We start from the raw sequence: 18,443 nt of genomic DNA on the forward strand, positions 1-18,443 counted from the left end.
TTCGTTATCTATCCACTTGCCAAATACAAATACAATAGCTTTTACTTTAGCTAAGCTATGATTGTTCAACTTGATTTTTCCTGACATTTTTGATAGAATATACTCGCTGTGTTTTGCTTTTTCAATAAATATGCAACTGTATATTGAAAAGCCAACTTTTTATTTACCCTGATTTTTGTGTATAGGTTGAAAATAATTAAACCTTTGGAAATTACCACACTTGCTTTTTCTATATTCTTTATTTCTGTGAAAAGAGTGGTTATTTCTTTTTTTAATATATTCAAGTCCACTCTTTCTTCGTTACATTCTCTGAAAACTAATTTATTATCTAAGGTATGGGAGATAATCACCATCAAATTTCTTTGCTCTTGTGATATTGATTTTATCTCCATCATAGTCAGCGCTTAATCTTGATGCTAATGATTCTTTGATTCCAATTCCGAATATCCATTTGGATGAAACTAACCATGTTACTTTTGTATCGGTAGTCCATTTGATGTGAATCTCATTTATTGAAATTAGAGCGTTATTAGTTTCTTGTATAACTTTGTATTTAATACTGCCAATAACAATGTCTTTTTCAGTTTAGTATTTGTTTTTCAAACTTAACTATTTTATCAAAATTGATGATTGCTGAAGTATGTTTGTTATATGCTAATGATAAGAATTAAAAAATGAGTAAAAAGCTCTAAATAGTCAAATAGAATTATAGTTGTAAGAAAATTAGTTGTTCCTTGATAGTAGTGGAAAAAATTTAGATTAATTATAGCGTTATATATGGATTTTTAATCTATCTATTAGGTATGAGGATTAAAAATATATAATTTTATCTTATTTAATAAATTTATAAAATTAATAAAAAAATAACAATTTAATAAAAAAGTATAATGATGAAGTAAAAAAATATTTTATAAAAAATACTTTTTATGTTATAATAATTAGGAAAATTTATTAATTGGGGGATATTATGCTTAGATATAAAGAAATTTTAATGAATTTTGAAAATCATTTATATGATTTTTTATTTTACGAAAAAGAAAATAAATTATCTTTCGATTTTCTTCCAAATTTTCTTTTTAAAAATATCTTATATATTAATAAAAGTGTTCTTACTTTCTCACCTGTTTTTCAAAAAAAAATTTATGATTATATTTTTAGCGATAATTATATTTTTGTAAATATGTATGAAAATGTTGTAGGAAAATCTAACATAGGTTATGATTTTCTTTTTGGAATTTATTTGGATTTTCTAGGTGTAAAAATAGATTGTTTAGAAATTACGGATTTTGAATATGCATTTTTAATAAAAAAACTTTTAAACAATCTAGGATTTTGGGGTAAGTATTTAAAAGAAAATAAATATTTTTCTTTTATTTATTTTCTCATTAGCAATGAAAATCCATTAATTGAGTTTGATAATTTAGAAGAAGAAAAAAAAGCTGTTATTTTAAATAGTTTAAAGAATTTTTATAATAAATCGTTTATTGTGAATCCAACAATGTTTATATATAGTCAATTAAAAGAGAAAGATAAAGATGAAGATTATATTTATAAATTCCTTAGTAAAACATTAATTAATGTTAATTTAAGCAATTTAGACTATTATATATTATTTACTTTAATAACTATTATAAAAAATAAACATTTGAATAATTTAATAAATAAATACACAGAAGAAATAAAAGAAAATGAAGAATTAAACATTGATTATAATAGCTATTTAAAAGATATTTTTGAAATTGAGGAAAAATATAATTTTGATAAAATTTTAAAAAGCCGTTGGGATTTGTTATTTAAAAATCCACCTTTGCCACAAATAAAGAATAAGTATTTTAAAGAATTAATATCTTATAATCAGAAAGGAGTTAATTATGAATAAACTATTGAATTCTAAATTTATTCAATTTGTTGAAAAAATAAATGAAATGAAAAAAATTGTTATTTCTAAAGATGAAGTTATAGATACAATTGCAGCGGGATTTATTACTAATACGAATGTGTTACTTGTTGGAGAACCAGGAACAGCGAAAAGTTTTATAATAGGTGAATTTTGTAGAAGAATGGGTTTTGATAGTGAAAATGGCTATTTTCACTACTTACTAACGAAATTTACAGAACCATCTGAAATTTTAGGGGCTTTAGACATAAATGAATTGAAGAATGGAAGATATATTATTAATACTAAAAACAAACTCCCTGAAGCAAAAGTTGTTTTTTTGGATGAAGTGTTTAATGCCAATTCCGCGATTTTAAATTCGTTGTTAACTATTATTAATGAAAAAAAACTTTTAGTAGGAGATATGTATAAAAAATTGAATGACTTAATTGTAATATATGGAGCAACTAATCATACCCCTACAGATCCTTTTTTAAAAGCTTTTTATGATAGATTTCCAATAAGAGTATTAGTTGAGAATATTGAGAGGTCTCAATTTATGAATTTATTAGATAAAGAATTTATAATTGAAAAAGAATATTTTATTGAAAAAAAATCTGATAGTATAAAAAGTAATTCTAATAAAAAAGATTTAAACTTTGACAGCATAGAATTTTCTAAAGAAATAAACAAATATATTATTAATTATTATCCTAAATTAAGAAGATATAATAAAAATATGAAAATAATAAAAACTTTTTTGGATTATATACATATTTTAAGAAGTGATAAAGAAATATTTATTTCTGATAGAAATATCAAGTATTATATAAAAATGATGATCGCATATTCTATGATAAGGAGAGAATCATTGAAAATAGAACTAGATTTTGAAGATGCGAGTTTTATTTTAACAAAAATATTTGATCATGAGGAGCAAAAATATGAAATTGAAAGAGAATTTATTTATTGATTTAATAAAAAAAAATAAACTAATGAAAAAATATTTGATTAATATTTTTTCATTAATAACAATCAAAGCAGCAGAAAATGGGGCTGTTTATCTTGCTTATAATTTATATATATATATGATTTATGGAAATTATGATTTGAATATAAATAAATCAAATATTTTGATAAGACTATTTAATGATATTAACAGTATTAAACTTAATGAAAAAGTTGTTCCTAAAAAAACTTTTGTTGTTATTTCAAAGATTATCAATTATTTTTTTGGAGATTTAGGCGGAGATTTATTGATTGTAAATGAAAACAATATATCTAAAATAGTTAATATTTATGGAAATTACAAAAGTGATTATAAGGAAAAGATAGAAGAAACAATAATGAAAAAAAACAATTATTTAGACTATTTTATATTATTATTTGAAAAAGAAAACATTGGGTTAACAGAAAATATATTGATTAATTCTAATATGGAATTTTATGATATAAATCCGGATTTTAAATATTTAGAAATAAAAAAGGATATTAGTGAGACTTATTTAGATTCTGATAATAGAATGAATCAAAATGTAGAAGGGATTAGAAAAATTTCTAGTTTTGATGATTTAAAAAAATTATTACCATCATATTATGCTTTTTTCGAAAGAGGGAATGAAGAAATTTTTAATTATCTTTTGGCAAGGAATGAATTTTTGACTTTCAATTATTCAGGTCAATTGGAGGAAAACAAAAATATTAAAATTAATTTATATTTTGATGTTACCGAAGATAATTTTATTTCAATAGGTGAAAAAAAATTTTTTTCTATTACATTGTTTAAGGAAATATTTTTATTTATTGTTTATAATCTAATCAACGAATTTTTCTATAATAAATTGTTAATAAATAACAATGTGAAATTTGTTTTAAATATTCATTCTGGAAAGTTTGAAATAACTGAGTTTAATTATATGAAATCTTATGAAGATTTTAAAAATAATTTTTTGATTGAATATGTACCTGATTTTTTTGTTTTAGAAATAGATAAAGATATGATGTATTTTGATAACTCTAAATATAATATAAATATAAACATATTATTTACGGATTTAGAAAAGAAGAATATATATTATGAACAATTGATGATTAAAAAAGGATTTAATAATTATAATATGATGATTGCAGTAGAAAATAAAAAAAATATAGAAGTTAATATAGACAATTTTTTAAATCTTGAAATATATAGATTATTTAATTTCAAAAAAAAGTTATTTAATACAGGAGATTTAGTGAATTTAAAAGAGTTAATTTTAAGGGTGTTGAATTTTGTAACTTTAAATATTATAGAAAACAGGTGATAAAAATGAATGAAATAATTAATATAGAAGAGTTTTTAAATATGTATAAATATAATCAAGACAGTGATATATATGTATGTTTTACAAATGAAAAAAAAGGTATTATTGGATTTAATCTTTTTAAAAATTCTTTAGATGATAATTTTGAATATTTTTATTTATCTCAAAAAAAAGAAAACAACTGTTTAGAATTTAAGATAAATGAATTAATGAATAAATTAAAGCCTAAATTAATAAAGTCAAAATATGCAAAATACAAAAATAATTTAATTTTAAAAGTTATTATTTCAAACGAAAATTATGAAATAATAGAAAAAATTTTAAATAAAATTGTTATTTTAACAAATGAAAAAATAAAATTATCAAAATATGAAGATAAATATTATATATTAATAAATGAGTTGAATAATAATTTATCTTTGATACTCTTTTTAAATACTTTAAGGAATGAATATAGAGAATTTTATTACGTTATTTATAAGCAATATGATTTTGGTAAAAAGAATGCATGTAAGGTTTTTGTCGAAGAAGGTTATAAAGTTTATAATTATGATTTTTTAATGAATGATAAAATTATTTTGATAGAAAGTAATAATATGATTGTTGATAATTTTAAATTTGAAGACATATATAATTTTTTAGATTTTAATTTTTCAAAGAAAATTGAATTTGAAGAATTGAGCAATAATTTTATTAATGTAGAATTAGATATTCATCTTGTAAAAAGTAAAAGAATAAATTCAAATTATATAGAGTTAAAAAATAGAAAACGACAATTAGAAAAAGAATTAAGAATGATTAATAGAATTTTAAATAAAATCGAAAGAAATTTGGATTATACAAGCATGGGTGGATTTTTTATTGAAGAAGAGAAGTTTAGTGATATTTACTATTTATTTTTATTATATAATACTGAAGATATAAAAAAAATGAAAATTTATTTATTTAAAACAAAAGATGAATTTGAAGAGTATAAATATTATTATTTCTTTTATGGTCCTGAATATCTTATACCAAATTCAGTATTATATAGATTTTTTGAAGATGAAAATTATTCAACAGAAAAATTAAGAATATTAGTACCCCATAATTACCAATTAATTCCTGAGTTAAATCTTTCCGAAAATGAAGAACTTTTTGAGAAGTTTATAAGAAAAATATCAAATAAAAATTATATTTTAGATATGATAAGTGAAGATAATTATTTTTTAATTTTAGATAATAGGTATAAGTTTTTTCAAACTTTTGGATATTTTGTAAAAGAGGATTTGGGTATAGATGTAGAAGAATTTATTAAAAAATATGCAGAATTTGGAAATCCTAAAAATTTTGAAGCATATATAAAAGATATTATTAATGCTAAAGAACCTGTAAAATATGAAATGGAATTAGATAAAAATCTTGAAAGATTATTTAATGATATAGTTAATAATGTTGATTTTGAAATAAATAGCGCTATTGAAAAATGGGAACAGAGTAGAAACAAAATAAAAAATATGATGTTTGAAGCACAGAAAAAAATAGATTTGTTTATTAAAGATATATATTTAGTAGAAAAGAATATAAGAAACTATTTTGAAGATAGTAGTATGTTAGATTTAGTTAATTCGTTAGTTTTTAATATAGAAGATTTCAATAAACTTATTAATGAAAAAATTAATGAAGAAAAAATAGAGACATTATCAAAGAATGAATATAAGAAAGTTTTAAAAGATTATAAAGAGATAACAAAAAAATTAAACCAGATAAAAGAAGATGTGGAGAATAAGAAGAACGCTTATAATAATGAATTGAAAAAGTTGTCAAATGATTTAGAATTATTGATTTCAAATTTAATTAATATAGAGAAGTTATATAGAAATTTGGAAGATAATTTAAATAACAAATTAAAAGAGGGATAATATGATTAGTTTTGAAAAGTATTCTATAAAAATCGATAATAGTTTAAAAAAATTAGACAGTAGTAAATTAGATGATTTTCTTGAAATGAATAGAGAAAAGGTCAAAAAAAAATTAAATATAAAGTCTTTTGATAAAGAAAATTTGGAAGAATATTTTTTGTTTAATATTCATCAGAAAAAAGAAAAATTAGAATATATACTAAATTTATTTGACAATAATAAGAAACATTATATTACAGAGTTTGATAAAGTAGTGGATGATTTAAGGGAAATTATTGATATTTGTAATAAGGATATATCTAATTATGAACATACTTATAATGGGATAGTAAAAGAAGACAAAAAAATAGAATATAATATAAAAACTAGAAGAGAATATTACTTAAAAATCATTAAAGAATTCAATAATTTATTTGTTGAATATGAAAGTAATATAAAAGAATTCAATAATATCAAAGAAAAAATTTTGATTTTTATGGGGAGGAAAAGTTATTTTGATTCATTTAATGAATTTGAAAAATTATATGTAATTTATAATAAATTAAAAAATATAAAGTATATTAATAAAATTAATAATTCTATATTGTTAAATTCAACAGTTGAGATTTTAAATAGTTATAATAAATTAATATATAAGGAAATAGAATATTATTATAAAAAATTGGAAGAAGATATTAAAATCATTTTTAATAGAGAAATCAGAGAAAAGATGAATAAAATAAACATAAATTTAAAAGATGAAATTAAAATCAAAGAGAAAATTTTAGAAAAAATATTCGACCAAAATATTGAATCTATAGATTTAATAGAAGAAATTATATCAAATTTGGAAGAAATTATTGATTTATACAATTCTCAAATGTCTATAATTTACAATTATTTTAATGAATATGAGAAATATTCAGAATATATAAAAATGGGAGATTTAAATGATGTTGAAAATGAAATAAAAGTCATAAAAGATAGACTTTTAAGTGTTAAAAAAAATGTATTTAATAGATTTAAGAATATCGTTCTTTCTAAAATAAAATATATGGAAAGAAAAATGATAGAATTACCTGAAGAATATTTAAATAAACTTAATAATAGATCTCTTAAGACAGGATTTTATAATTATATAAGTTTTTACAATGAAAATATTTCAAAAAAAAGAACATTTGAAGTAGATTTAGAAAAGATAGTAGACAAGATCATAACTTTTGAAAAAAAGTATAATAATATAAATTCTAGATATTTAAAAACAATAACAAAAGAAATTCGAGTTATTCCATTATCCAATGATATTGAATATAAATTTTTAAAATATTATAAAATCCTTTTGGAAAGATATATAGATTATATTTTAGATGATCTATATTTAAAGATAAATGATTTGTTTAATGATAAATATAGGAATTTTTCAAAAAAAAGTTTAAACATAAAATTGAAAAAAATATTTGAATCTTATAAAAATGAATGGAAAGATGCTATAAAGAAATATAATAATGATCTTGAAAATGACTATATATTAGAGAATGAAAAAAGTTTGTTTAATAAAGAAAAAAAACAAAAAATTTTAGATTATATAAGGGGAAATTTAAAAAAAATATATGATTCAGAAAAAAATGAGATTTCATCAAAATATTATAAAAAGTTTAACTTAAAATTTGATGAATTTAATAAGAGAAGGCATAATTTAGAATTAAACGGATATTTGTCTTTTAGAAAAGAGTTTTTAGAATTAAAAGAAAAAGAAGATAAAGAGGTAAAAGAATATAATGTGTTATTAAGTGAAGTAAATGAAATTTTAAAATATATAACTGATAGTTTTTATTTGAAACTAACCAAACTCGATGAAACAATGATAGTATATGGAGAAAAATATATTAACCAATTTAATTCAATATTTAGAAGTTGGGTGAATTTGAAAATAGAAGAGGAATTTAATAAAACTGAGAAAAAAATAGAAGAATATTCTAATAATATGCTAGATAAAATTAAAAGAATTATAAAGAATAAAGAAGAAATTTTTTTAACAGAAATAGAAGAAATTAAACGAAATTTTTTTGGTCTAATAGAACAAGAAAAAATAAAGTTCTATCAGTTTTCTAACAAATATAAAAGTCATATTAGCACTAAAGATGTTTATGACAAAAAAATTAATTTTGATGAACAAAAAATAAAAAAAGATATAAATGAAATTATATTATTTAAAATAAACAACAACTTTAATATTAATGAGATTAAATCAAATCTTAAATTATTACAAAAAAGTAAATCAAAAATGTCACGTGAAGAATTTTATAAAATGGAAGTTTATTATAAAAAATTAAAGAATAAAGTGAAAAATTCAATGGATATTTTAAATGATATTGAAGAAAATTATAAAAAAAGAAAAATTAAAAATAAATTGCATAAAGTTGAAAAAATAATTGGTAAATTTGAGAAGTATATAAATAAATATGAAAATCCCAAAAAATTTAACCTTATTGAATTAGTTAAAAATAGGAGGAAAAAATGATAATAGAATTAATCGCCCTTATAGGAGTTAATTTAATATTTTTTACTTTAATTAATCTGGGATTTTATGACATTATTAGTAATTTTTACATTGTTAGTAGTAAAAGCGATTTTTTTAAGTTGAAAATATATATATTATTTTTTGAATTGATAATTGCTATTTTTCTTCTTTTTTTTAATAAGTATAAACTAAAAAAGTTAAAAATAAGGCCATATAAAAAATATATAAATTTTTATAGTTACAAAGGTTTTTTCCTAGGTGTATTAATTTTAATATTTTACAATTTTTTACCAATAATAATTTCGTTATGGTTTTCTAAATATATTAATTCTCATCCCAACTTTTATGATAATTATGTAGTTGTTTTATCTAATTTAATATATCCTTTTAGGTTTTTTTTCTACATAATTGTTAAATTTATATATTTTTCTACAGAATTTTTTTTATTTTACTATATGTTTAATGATAATTTGAAACCTGTATTAATGTATTACTTTATTAATTTTATAAAACCAAAAAGATTTAAAGAAGGCAGAAATTTTTATCTTGATTATTATTTATATAAGATATATATAAATAGAGAAAACCCTCAAAAGATAAATAAATATATTGATTCCTTATTAAAGAATATAGAAATATATAATGAAATAGAGTTAGCTGTTATATTTTCACTAATAAAATTATTATCTCTAAATATTGATATGGAAGAAAAATTAAATAAACTTTCTGGATTTTTAAATTTTAAGGAACATAAGGATTTGAAGAATTTTCTTCAATTTTTTAATGAGGAAAAAATAAAAAATTTTCATATATCTTTTGAAGCTTTAAAAGAATTCGTAGAATATGATGACAAATATTATGAACAAAAAATAGAAATTTTATTATCTAGTATATTATATTATATTTATAAACTAAAAGATGAAAAAAATTTTTCAACTATATATTTTATATTAAGTTTGATATATGAATATCTATATAATATGGATATTCCAGAAATATTATATAAAGTTTATCCATATAATTTCCTTTATATATTTAAAAAAGAAATTATAGAAGTATTAGAGTGTTTAAAAAAAATGACGTATTTAAAAAACTCATATCCAGAAATACTACTTTTTAATAATGTATATCTTAAAATTTTTGACAAATATGTGGAAAGGGGAACAGTATGAAGAAAAAATGGGTTTATACTTTTAGTAATTTTAAGAATCCAAAATTATATATTATTATATTTATAGTGTTATTAATTTCATTTGCTGTATCTTTTTTTGTAATAAAATATAATAAAAATTCAGAAATTTCAAGAATGGAAATAGATCCAAGGAAAAGTATAAATATTAATTATGATAATATAAATAAAATTGAAATAAATGAAGATTTAGATAATTTAAAAATTTATTTTAATGATGATAAATTTATACATATAAGAGATGAAAAAGATTTATCTTATAAATCTATTTCTAATAAAGATATAAAAGATTTTAGTGTATATAAAAACAAAAGTGTGATTCTTGATAGGAATAATAATGTTTTTATTGGCGATGACAATTTTAATCAAAAAGAAAAAATTTTGGAGATTAAAGACAATGGACCTGAAAAAATTAGTAAAAATATATATCAATATAATGACAAAATACTAGTTTTTGATGGGAATATTTATTCATATGATGCAATAAAAAATTATTGGACCAATCTATCTAAACTTAATAAGTTAAAGAAATTTGATAACATATATTTTAGAAAAAAATATTTTATTACCACAACAGCAACTGAAATTTATTTATTTACTGTGCCCGCATTTAATTTGAAAAGAATATTAAAATTTAATGAAAATATTCAGGATGTCTCTTTTGGTGAAAATGATTTAAACGAGAATAATCTTTATATTCTTTTAAAAGATAAAATATATATGTATGATAATAATAAAAATACATTAACAAAATATTTTGAAAAAACGGAATTTACAGGAGAAAAAATATTAGGAGCAAGATACTATGATGGAGATCTATATCTTTTGACTGATAAAGGAATAAATAAATATAATTTTTTAATTAGAAAGTGGGAATTTCAAGAAATAGAAGGTATAAAAAAAGATTTTTATATAAAAGAAAATGAATTATATGTTATAACTGATAAAAAAATATTTTCTATTAAAGATAAAAAGAAAATATTCTTTGATTATGATAAATATTACTCATTTAATGGAAACAATTTATTTTTTAAAAAAGATAGAAATATATATATGATAAAAAATGGAGAAAAGATAAAAGTTTATAGCGGTTATGAAGGAACTTTTTCTAATATTAATATTGATGATATTAAAGAAGTTCATTTTTTTGATAATAAAATAGTTTTAATTACAAATTATTCTGCTTATGTTTATGATTTTAAAGTAAAGAAGTATACCCTAATAGATAGTAATATAAGTAATATCGTATTTTATTTTAATGAGTTATATTATTTAAAAGATAAAAAATTAATAAAGTATAATTTTATAAAAAAAATAGAGATAGCAGATAATGTATTAAATTATGATGTTTATAGACAAAATATCTATTACGTTGATGTATATAATAGATTGTTTATATTATCTAATGGAAAGAAACAAGAATTATTTGATAAAAATTATAATTTTGATTTAAAGTCATTATATTATATAAATAAGTTTGAAAATGTATTATTTCTTATTAATGAAAAAGGTTCAATAAATATAAATTTAGAAAATTATAAAATTATAAATAGAGAAAATTTTTCTGATGATCTTCTAAGCTTTAAAAAATTTGATGAAGAATATGTAGCAGCAATAACAAGAAAATACATTTATTTTTTTGAAAAAAATGAGTTAATAAAAAAAGTAGAATCTAAAAACTTGAAATTGATAAATGATAGAGGAGATTATCTTACGTTTATATATAAAAATGACCCTTATAAATATAAATTTTATGCTAAAGATGGTATGGATTTCGAAACAAAAAAAATACAACCACCATTTAATTTTAATAGTATTTTACAAATGTTCGTCTTAGAAAACAAGATATTATTTCAATTAAATAATGGAAATGTTTATTTGCTTGATATTAAGAATTCTGAATATATTAAAATTCAGGTTCAGTATAAAAATAAGATAAATAATATTCAAAAAATAAATGGTGTTTATTATTGTTTAGAAGGAGATACTTTATATGAATTTTTTTCAAAGAAAGAAATTCAGACAGGTATAAAAGATTACATTTATTTAAATAATCAATTTTATTATCTAACAAATGATAATTATATAATTTCAAGTTCAAGTAAAAAATATTTTTTTAATACTAATAGTGTTGAGGGAGAATTTTTATATAGTTATTTAGATAATTATAATTTATATGTTTTTAAGAGTAAAGGTATTGAAAAAATAAATTTAAAAGATTTAAATATAAATGTTTTAAATATAAATATAGACAGTGTTTTTGTTGCTGAAAATAAAGCGCATGTTATTGATAGAAATAATTATAAAATTGTAGATTTAGATGAGTTAAAAATAAAAAAAATTATATATATTGACAGTTCAAATCTATCATTAAACAATGATAGATTTTTAGTAAAAGAACAGGATAAAATATATGAGTTTAAAGATGAGAAAAAAGTATTGTTTGATTTTAATACAAGAATATTTCAAAATAAAAAAACATCTCCTGTGAAAAAAATATATTTATATAACAATGATTTATATTTTATAGGAGATAATTTTTATGCTGTTTATTCCCCTGAGAAATTAAAATGGTTATATTTCAATAATGTAGATATTATTGATTCTAAATTTATTAATAATAAAATATATATACAAAAAACAAATGGTGAAATTTCTTATATATTTGATAATAAAATTGTCAATAGTGATATACCGGATTTTACAAGTTATAATAATGGTTATGACAACAATTTTGTTAGTGTCGACTCAACCTTGTCAGATATTAAAGCAATGTTTTTTAAAGATAAAAAATTAATATTATTAAATAATGATTATATTTATGAATATAACTTAAAAACATTTTCATGGAAAATTATAGAGAAAGTTAATAATATAATAGATTATTATTCAGAAAAAGAAAGTATGATTATATTTTATACAAATAAAATAATAAAATATTATATAGAAAATGAAGAATTAAAAAAGAAAATAGTTAATAGAGACTATTTTAAACATTGGTATTCTGATTATATATTTTTATATAATAATTATGAAAGAACATATTACATATATGATAAAAATCTTGATTTAGTAGCATCAAGAGAAATGCCTTATTATCCACAATATATTGATAAAATGTATTTTATAGATAATAATTTATACTTAATATATAAAAATAAAATTTATGGATATTCAGATAAAGCATGGTTGTTTTATTTCTATGATCCAGAATATTATTATATAGACGACACGTTATATGTAAAAGATGAAAATAATTTATATAAAATTTATGGAAATAATAAAATAAAAATTTTAGAAAATGTAAAAGACTTTTCTATAGTAAATAATTCTTATATATATTCTGATTTGCAAAATAATGTATTTATTAATAACAGAAAAATTATTGACTATGAAATATATGATGAAATAAAATATTTTTATCCATTTTCAGAAGAAAAATTACTATTATTAGATAATTCTTCAAATGTATATCTTTATAATATAAATACTCATAGTGTAATATCTTGGAAAAAAATTAATAATTCATTAACAAATTATTATATTTCTTATGATGAAGGTACAAAAGAAAAGTATTTATTTTGGGAAACAAATTATTATATATATTATATAAACCTATCAGAAAAAAGATTTAATGTTATTAAGATAAAAAAAGAATTGAATACTATTAGTACATATTTATATAATAAAAAGTTTTACGTTATGACTGAAACAAAAGTATTAGTTTATAATTCGAACAATTTAGAAAAGATTATAAACACAGAAGGTAAATTACCACAGTATGAATATATTTTTAAATATAAAAATAACATATATTTAAAAACAAATGATGATACTGATTATCTTGTAGAAAAAAATTTAACTATAACTCCAGTTAATAAGATAATTACTTATAAATATTTAATAGATAATAATGAAATTTTATTGAAGGATAATATATTAGTTTATGAGAACGGGGAAGAGTTGTCTAAACCAAGCTATAATGAATTATTTAATTATGACTATAAATTATCAGAATATCTTTTTTCATCGAAAAGCAATGAATTATTTAATTTGAAAACATTTGAAAAAATTAAGTATTCTTATTCTGAAATTCATAATAATTTTATAAGATTAAAACAAGGAACAAAAAGTATTTTAATTAAAAAAAATGGTGAAATTCTAAGCGATAATTTGCCGAAAATCTTTTTTTCTAATAATGAAATTGATAATAAATCTATAATAAAAAAAGTTCAGATCCCACTTTCTCAGGGAATTAAAATGATTGATAAGCTTAAGAAATTGAAGAAAAATAAGGAAGAAGAAATTAAGCAACTAAATAAATATAAATTAGAAAACATTGAAAATTTTAATACAGCTTTAGAAATTAAGGAAAACTTAATAAAGGAAAAAACAATAGAAGAATTGATTAATGAAAAAAAATATATAAAGAGTCGAATTGATGAATTAAATAATATAGCCTTATCAGTTGAAAAAAATAATAATATAATAGAAGAAAAAATTGTGAATTTAAAGAAAGAAATAAATAAACTTAAAAAGAAAATAGAAGCAAATAATAAAAAAAAGTTAATATTTTTTTATAATCCTCAGAAAATAGAAGATAATATAAATGAAAAAATGAGTCAAATTGATAAATTAGAAGATCAAAAAATATTAAACAATTTATCTATATCAAAGTATAATAAAGAAATAAAAAAATTAAAGTTTCAATTAAATAATATTATATATGGTTTAAATTTAAAATATGATGAAAAAATAAAATTGTTAGAATTAGAATTAGAAGATATAAACAATAAATTATATAATTTGAATTCGTATTATCCAGATTATTTTAAAGATATAAAAGTATATAAAATATCTGATAAAGAGGGTAAAAGTAATATTATTAATTTAAATAACATTGATTTAAATAACATTGATTTAAAGTATGTATATTATAAAAATATCAGTTATGAAGATTTTTATAATGAGTTTTTGGAATATTCATATGAAAAAAAGTATTTTCAAAAATTACAAAAAAATTCTTTAGTTATATTAAAAGAAGACCGCGATATTGAACTTGAAAAATCTGAATATGGAACTAAAAAGGTTCATTATTTAGATAATTATATATTATTTGAAAATGGGAAATATTTTATAAAAGGTGTTGATGAAATTCAATATGCAAAAAATATTTATTTATACAATAATAAAATATTATTAAGAAATAAATATGGATATGTTTTTTATGATGGGAAAAGAATTTTTCCTTATTATACTGGAGGAATTATTATTGATGAAAATGGTGAAATTCACTATGATAGAAATATAAATAAAATACATTTTAAAGATAAAGAGATTGATAAGCTTGTATTTTCTAATTTTACTAAACAAAATAATAAGTTGTTGTTTGAAGGAAATGTATTTATATATGATGAAAATAAAAATTTAGTTTCTAAATATGGAGTTTATAAAACTACACAAAAAAAAGTTAGAGAGTATTTTGATATAAATGTTGAAAATAAAATAAATTTAGTTCCTTCTAAAGTTTATAAAACAATTGAATTATTAAATAAAAAATTATTCTTTGATAATATAACTAAGGTTGGGATTGATGGAAATAATTACTATGGATATGTTCCAAATATAGGCATAATAAATCTTAACAATTTTGAATATATATATAGAAATAATATAAAAGATTTATTCAATTCAAATAAAAAACTATATGCAAATATAGACGATAAAAGGTATTTATATATAAAGGGAAATGAAATAACGAAAATTGAAGAAAAAGATGTAGAAAAAGTAGTACAAAAAATATATTTTAATGGAAAATTTAAAAATTCAAAAAGCAAGACTTCTGCATATTATTATTTTGGCGAAAGAATGAGTTTAAATGACTTTTATAATAAGATATATAGTATTTTTGCTTTACCAAAAGATATATGTTTTGTGAATAATGAATATATTTTTAGTAATCAAGAATTTTTATACAATATTTTAAATCCTAAATCTATAAAAATAGTTGAAAATAAGAAATATAAGAACTTAGTTGTTATAAATTCTCATTTAGTGGATTTAGATAAATTAGATAAAAAAGATTTTCCATATTATCTAAAGAAGTATAAAATTAATATTAACATTGATAGCATTAAGTTTGAACAAAAAAATGCTGCTTATAATGAAATATTTTTAGATGGTAATAAAGTTAAGAAAACAGAAACAGAGAAACTATTGAGGGTATTTACTTTAGGAGATATCAAATATTATTTTACAAGAAATTACATATTTAAGCAAGAAAATGGAGTTTTTGTGAAAATAAGAAAGATAAATAATATAAACAATATAAAACGAATTTTGAACAAAGTGGTATTCCAATCTTTTAATTCCAAGTTTATGTTTGATTTGCAAACAGAAGAAATAGAAAAATATAATAATGGACAATTATCTATAAATATTGATGAAAAGAAAATGTTTTTTGGAAATTATGATATTAAATTTGCTAATAAATATTTTTCTAAATCAGATATAGATTTTTCAAATGAATTGTATGGCCTTTTTAAAATAAATAAATTAATAATTAGTGATTCAGCAAATTATTATATAAATGGCAAAAGCGTAATATTAAAACATTCAAATAAAACATTTAATTTTATTGATATTTTTAAACCAGCAATGAGTATTGATTTAATAAAAAATAAAGTATTAATAAATAAAGAATATATTTTAGAAAATAACAAATTAAGGAAAATAACATTAAAAGAATTTATAAATTTATATGACTTAAAAGACATAATATATAAAGGTTCTAAATTACATGTTATAGATTCGAACGATAAATTATTTAATATATATTATCTTAATATAGTTAACAAGTCGAATAGAATGATTTTTGATAAAATTTATAATATAGATAAAAAAGATAAAAATTTGTATTTAATTTCAAATAAGGGAATTTTTGAATACAATTTCAACGGAAAAATATATTTAGAAAAAGAAATGATTATTAAGAAAAGCAATAAACTAATCAATGGAATATCTTTATATTCTGAAGATAGTAAATATCTTTTTAAAAATGGAAAATTAAGTGAATTAAAATTTGAACCAAAAATATCAATTTTGATTGATGAAAATTATAATATAAGAAATTATATAAGCAATAATTCAAAAATATATTTTGAGAAAAACAAAAAGTTAATAGATATAACTTTAAATGATTATTTTGAATTTATACCTATTGGAAATAACTATATCTCAATATATAAAAATAATCTTATGTTATTTAAAGACAAAGTATTTTATATAACATTTGAAAAAGACATAGATAAAGTTTTCTTTGAAAAAAATAAAATAATAGTTAATACTGGAAATATGGATTATGAAATTATTAATGAAGACGAATATGAAAATTATAAAACGGATGAATATATTCGTTATTCTTTTGAAATATTAAACAATAAATTATTTCAATCTGAAACCCCAAATTTATATTTAAATAATGATAAAATAAATTCATTAGAAGAATTAAAACCAGAAAATATTTTTGTGAATGAAGATTATTATATAGTTAATAAATTTGGTATTTATAAAAATGGATTAAACAATATTTTTTCAATGAGTGATCATATTTACAAAAAAAGAATAAATGATGCACTTTTAATAAAAACATCAAACGAAAGAATACGATTTAATATGCCAGATTTAAATGAATTAAATGTAAAAATTACATATAATGGAACAGAAATAAAAGAAAAACTAAATGAAACTTTTGAATTTGATTTTGAAGGATTTAGTCTAAAAGAAATAATAAAAAATGAAATTTTTGTGTTTGATGATTTTAATTATTTTAGTATTGATAGTGGGAATTTATATGTATCAACAAAATCTGGTATATGGAAAAATAAAACAATTCCAGTTTATTTCTATAAAAGTTCTTTAGAAAATAATTATATTGAAAAAGGTAAATTAATAGATAAATATAATGTTTCTAAAGTTAAAGTAAAATCTAATTTAATTCAAATTGATATTAATCCTCATTTGGAATTTAAAGAAAAAATTAGGGAAAATGCAGATTTTATTATAATTGAAGGAATGGATTTTCCTTTTATAAATAAAGTTTTTGTGTTTGATATTGTGGATAGAATATATGAAAAAGACAATGCGTTATGGACAATAAATAAATATGGTATTTTTAGCGATAATCAATATTTTTCTTTAAAAAACATGACTAAAACTATGAATTCGCATGAAGAATATTTATCAAACGGAGAAGATAAATTATACATAGAAAATGGAAAAATAAAAGAATACAAGACAAAAAAATTAGAAATTAAAGATAACAAATGGAGATGGATGCTTTATGAAGGTAAAATAGTTTTTATAAATTTGTTTGATTCAAATTTAAAAAGAGTATATCTAAATAATTTATTCCAAGATGATTTAATTGAAAATGTTTATATTAATTCTAGAAACTTACAGTTAAAAGATAAAACAGGGTATTTAATTACATATGAAAATAACAAACCGATAAATATGGAAATGTATAAAAATCAGAAATTAAGTGATTTTGATAATATCAATTATATTAAATTTTCATCCAAAAATTATAATTATTTGTTTAAAAGAGGTAAAAAATATTTATATGTTGAAAAAATCAAAAAATAATTAAATTATTTTTAAATGGTGATATAAT

The 18,443-nt window shown here is 18.6% G+C and carries 8 protein-coding genes; 7 read left to right on the top strand and 1 reads right to left on the bottom strand.

Translation table 11 applies throughout. The features are described from left to right. Positions 1-65: 65 nt before the first annotated feature. A complete protein-coding gene (locus tag X274_RS06190; RefSeq protein WP_197073329.1) occupies positions 66-395 on the bottom strand; it encodes a hypothetical protein in 330 nt (109 codons plus the stop codon). Between the two features lie 572 nt (positions 396-967). Here X274_RS06190 and X274_RS06195 point away from each other — a divergent pair. The 7 genes from X274_RS06195 to X274_RS06225 are packed head-to-tail and all read left to right on the top strand — an operon-like array spanning position 968 to position 18,415. Continuing rightward, positions 968-1,879 (top strand): hypothetical protein, encoded by a 912-nt coding sequence (locus X274_RS06195; protein ID WP_047265944.1) that lies wholly within the window; start codon positions 968-970, stop codon positions 1,877-1,879. Then, the gene (locus X274_RS06200; protein ID WP_047265945.1) at positions 1,872-2,849 is read left to right on the top strand and encodes an AAA family ATPase; all 978 of its coding nucleotides are present in this window, start codon (positions 1,872-1,874) and stop codon (positions 2,847-2,849) included. Before X274_RS06195 ends, X274_RS06200 begins: the two co-directional genes overlap by 8 nt. Further along, positions 2,821-4,179 (top strand): hypothetical protein, encoded by a 1,359-nt coding sequence (locus tag X274_RS06205; protein WP_047265946.1) that lies wholly within the window; start codon positions 2,821-2,823, stop codon positions 4,177-4,179. Before X274_RS06200 ends, X274_RS06205 begins: the two co-directional genes overlap by 29 nt. 5 nt (positions 4,180-4,184) lie before the next feature. After that, on the top strand, positions 4,185-6,080 hold the full coding sequence (locus X274_RS06210; RefSeq protein WP_047265947.1) for a hypothetical protein: 1,896 nt from the start codon (positions 4,185-4,187) through the stop codon (positions 6,078-6,080). A gap of 1 nt (position 6,081) precedes the next feature. Beyond that, on the top strand, positions 6,082-8,580 hold the full coding sequence (locus X274_RS06215) for a hypothetical protein (protein ID WP_047265948.1): 2,499 nt from the start codon (positions 6,082-6,084) through the stop codon (positions 8,578-8,580). After that, a complete protein-coding gene (locus tag X274_RS06220; RefSeq protein ID WP_047265949.1) occupies positions 8,577-9,752 on the top strand; it encodes a hypothetical protein in 1,176 nt (391 codons plus the stop codon). The genes X274_RS06215 and X274_RS06220 overlap by 4 nt, the downstream gene beginning before the upstream one ends. Beyond that, positions 9,749-18,415 (top strand): hypothetical protein, encoded by an 8,667-nt coding sequence (locus X274_RS06225; protein WP_047265950.1) that lies wholly within the window; start codon positions 9,749-9,751, stop codon positions 18,413-18,415. The genes X274_RS06220 and X274_RS06225 overlap by 4 nt, the downstream gene beginning before the upstream one ends. The last annotated feature ends 28 nt before the right edge of the window (positions 18,416-18,443 follow it).

Origin of the sequence: Marinitoga sp. 1155 (assembly GCF_001021175.1) — a bacterium.
Lineage (GTDB): Bacteria > Thermotogota > Thermotogae > Petrotogales > Petrotogaceae > Marinitoga.

What these genes read in the sequence shown, in the direction of transcription:
- X274_RS06215 (WP_047265948.1), top strand. Translation starts at nt 6,082, where the DNA reads ATGATTAGTTTTGAAAAGTATTCTATAAAAATCGATAATAGTTTAAAA.
- X274_RS06210 (WP_047265947.1), top strand. Translation starts at nt 4,185, where the DNA reads ATGAATGAAATAATTAATATAGAAGAGTTTTTAAATATGTATAAATAT.
- X274_RS06190 (WP_197073329.1), bottom strand. Translation starts at nt 395, where the DNA reads ATGATGGAGATAAAATCAATATCACAAGAGCAAAGAAATTTGATGGTG.
- X274_RS06200 (WP_047265945.1), top strand. Translation starts at nt 1,872, where the DNA reads ATGAATAAACTATTGAATTCTAAATTTATTCAATTTGTTGAAAAAATA.
- X274_RS06195 (WP_047265944.1), top strand. Translation starts at nt 968, where the DNA reads ATGCTTAGATATAAAGAAATTTTAATGAATTTTGAAAATCATTTATAT.
- X274_RS06205 (WP_047265946.1), top strand. Translation starts at nt 2,821, where the DNA reads ATGAAATTGAAAGAGAATTTATTTATTGATTTAATAAAAAAAAATAAA.
- X274_RS06225 (WP_047265950.1), top strand. Translation starts at nt 9,749, where the DNA reads ATGAAGAAAAAATGGGTTTATACTTTTAGTAATTTTAAGAATCCAAAA.
- X274_RS06220 (WP_047265949.1), top strand. Translation starts at nt 8,577, where the DNA reads ATGATAATAGAATTAATCGCCCTTATAGGAGTTAATTTAATATTTTTT.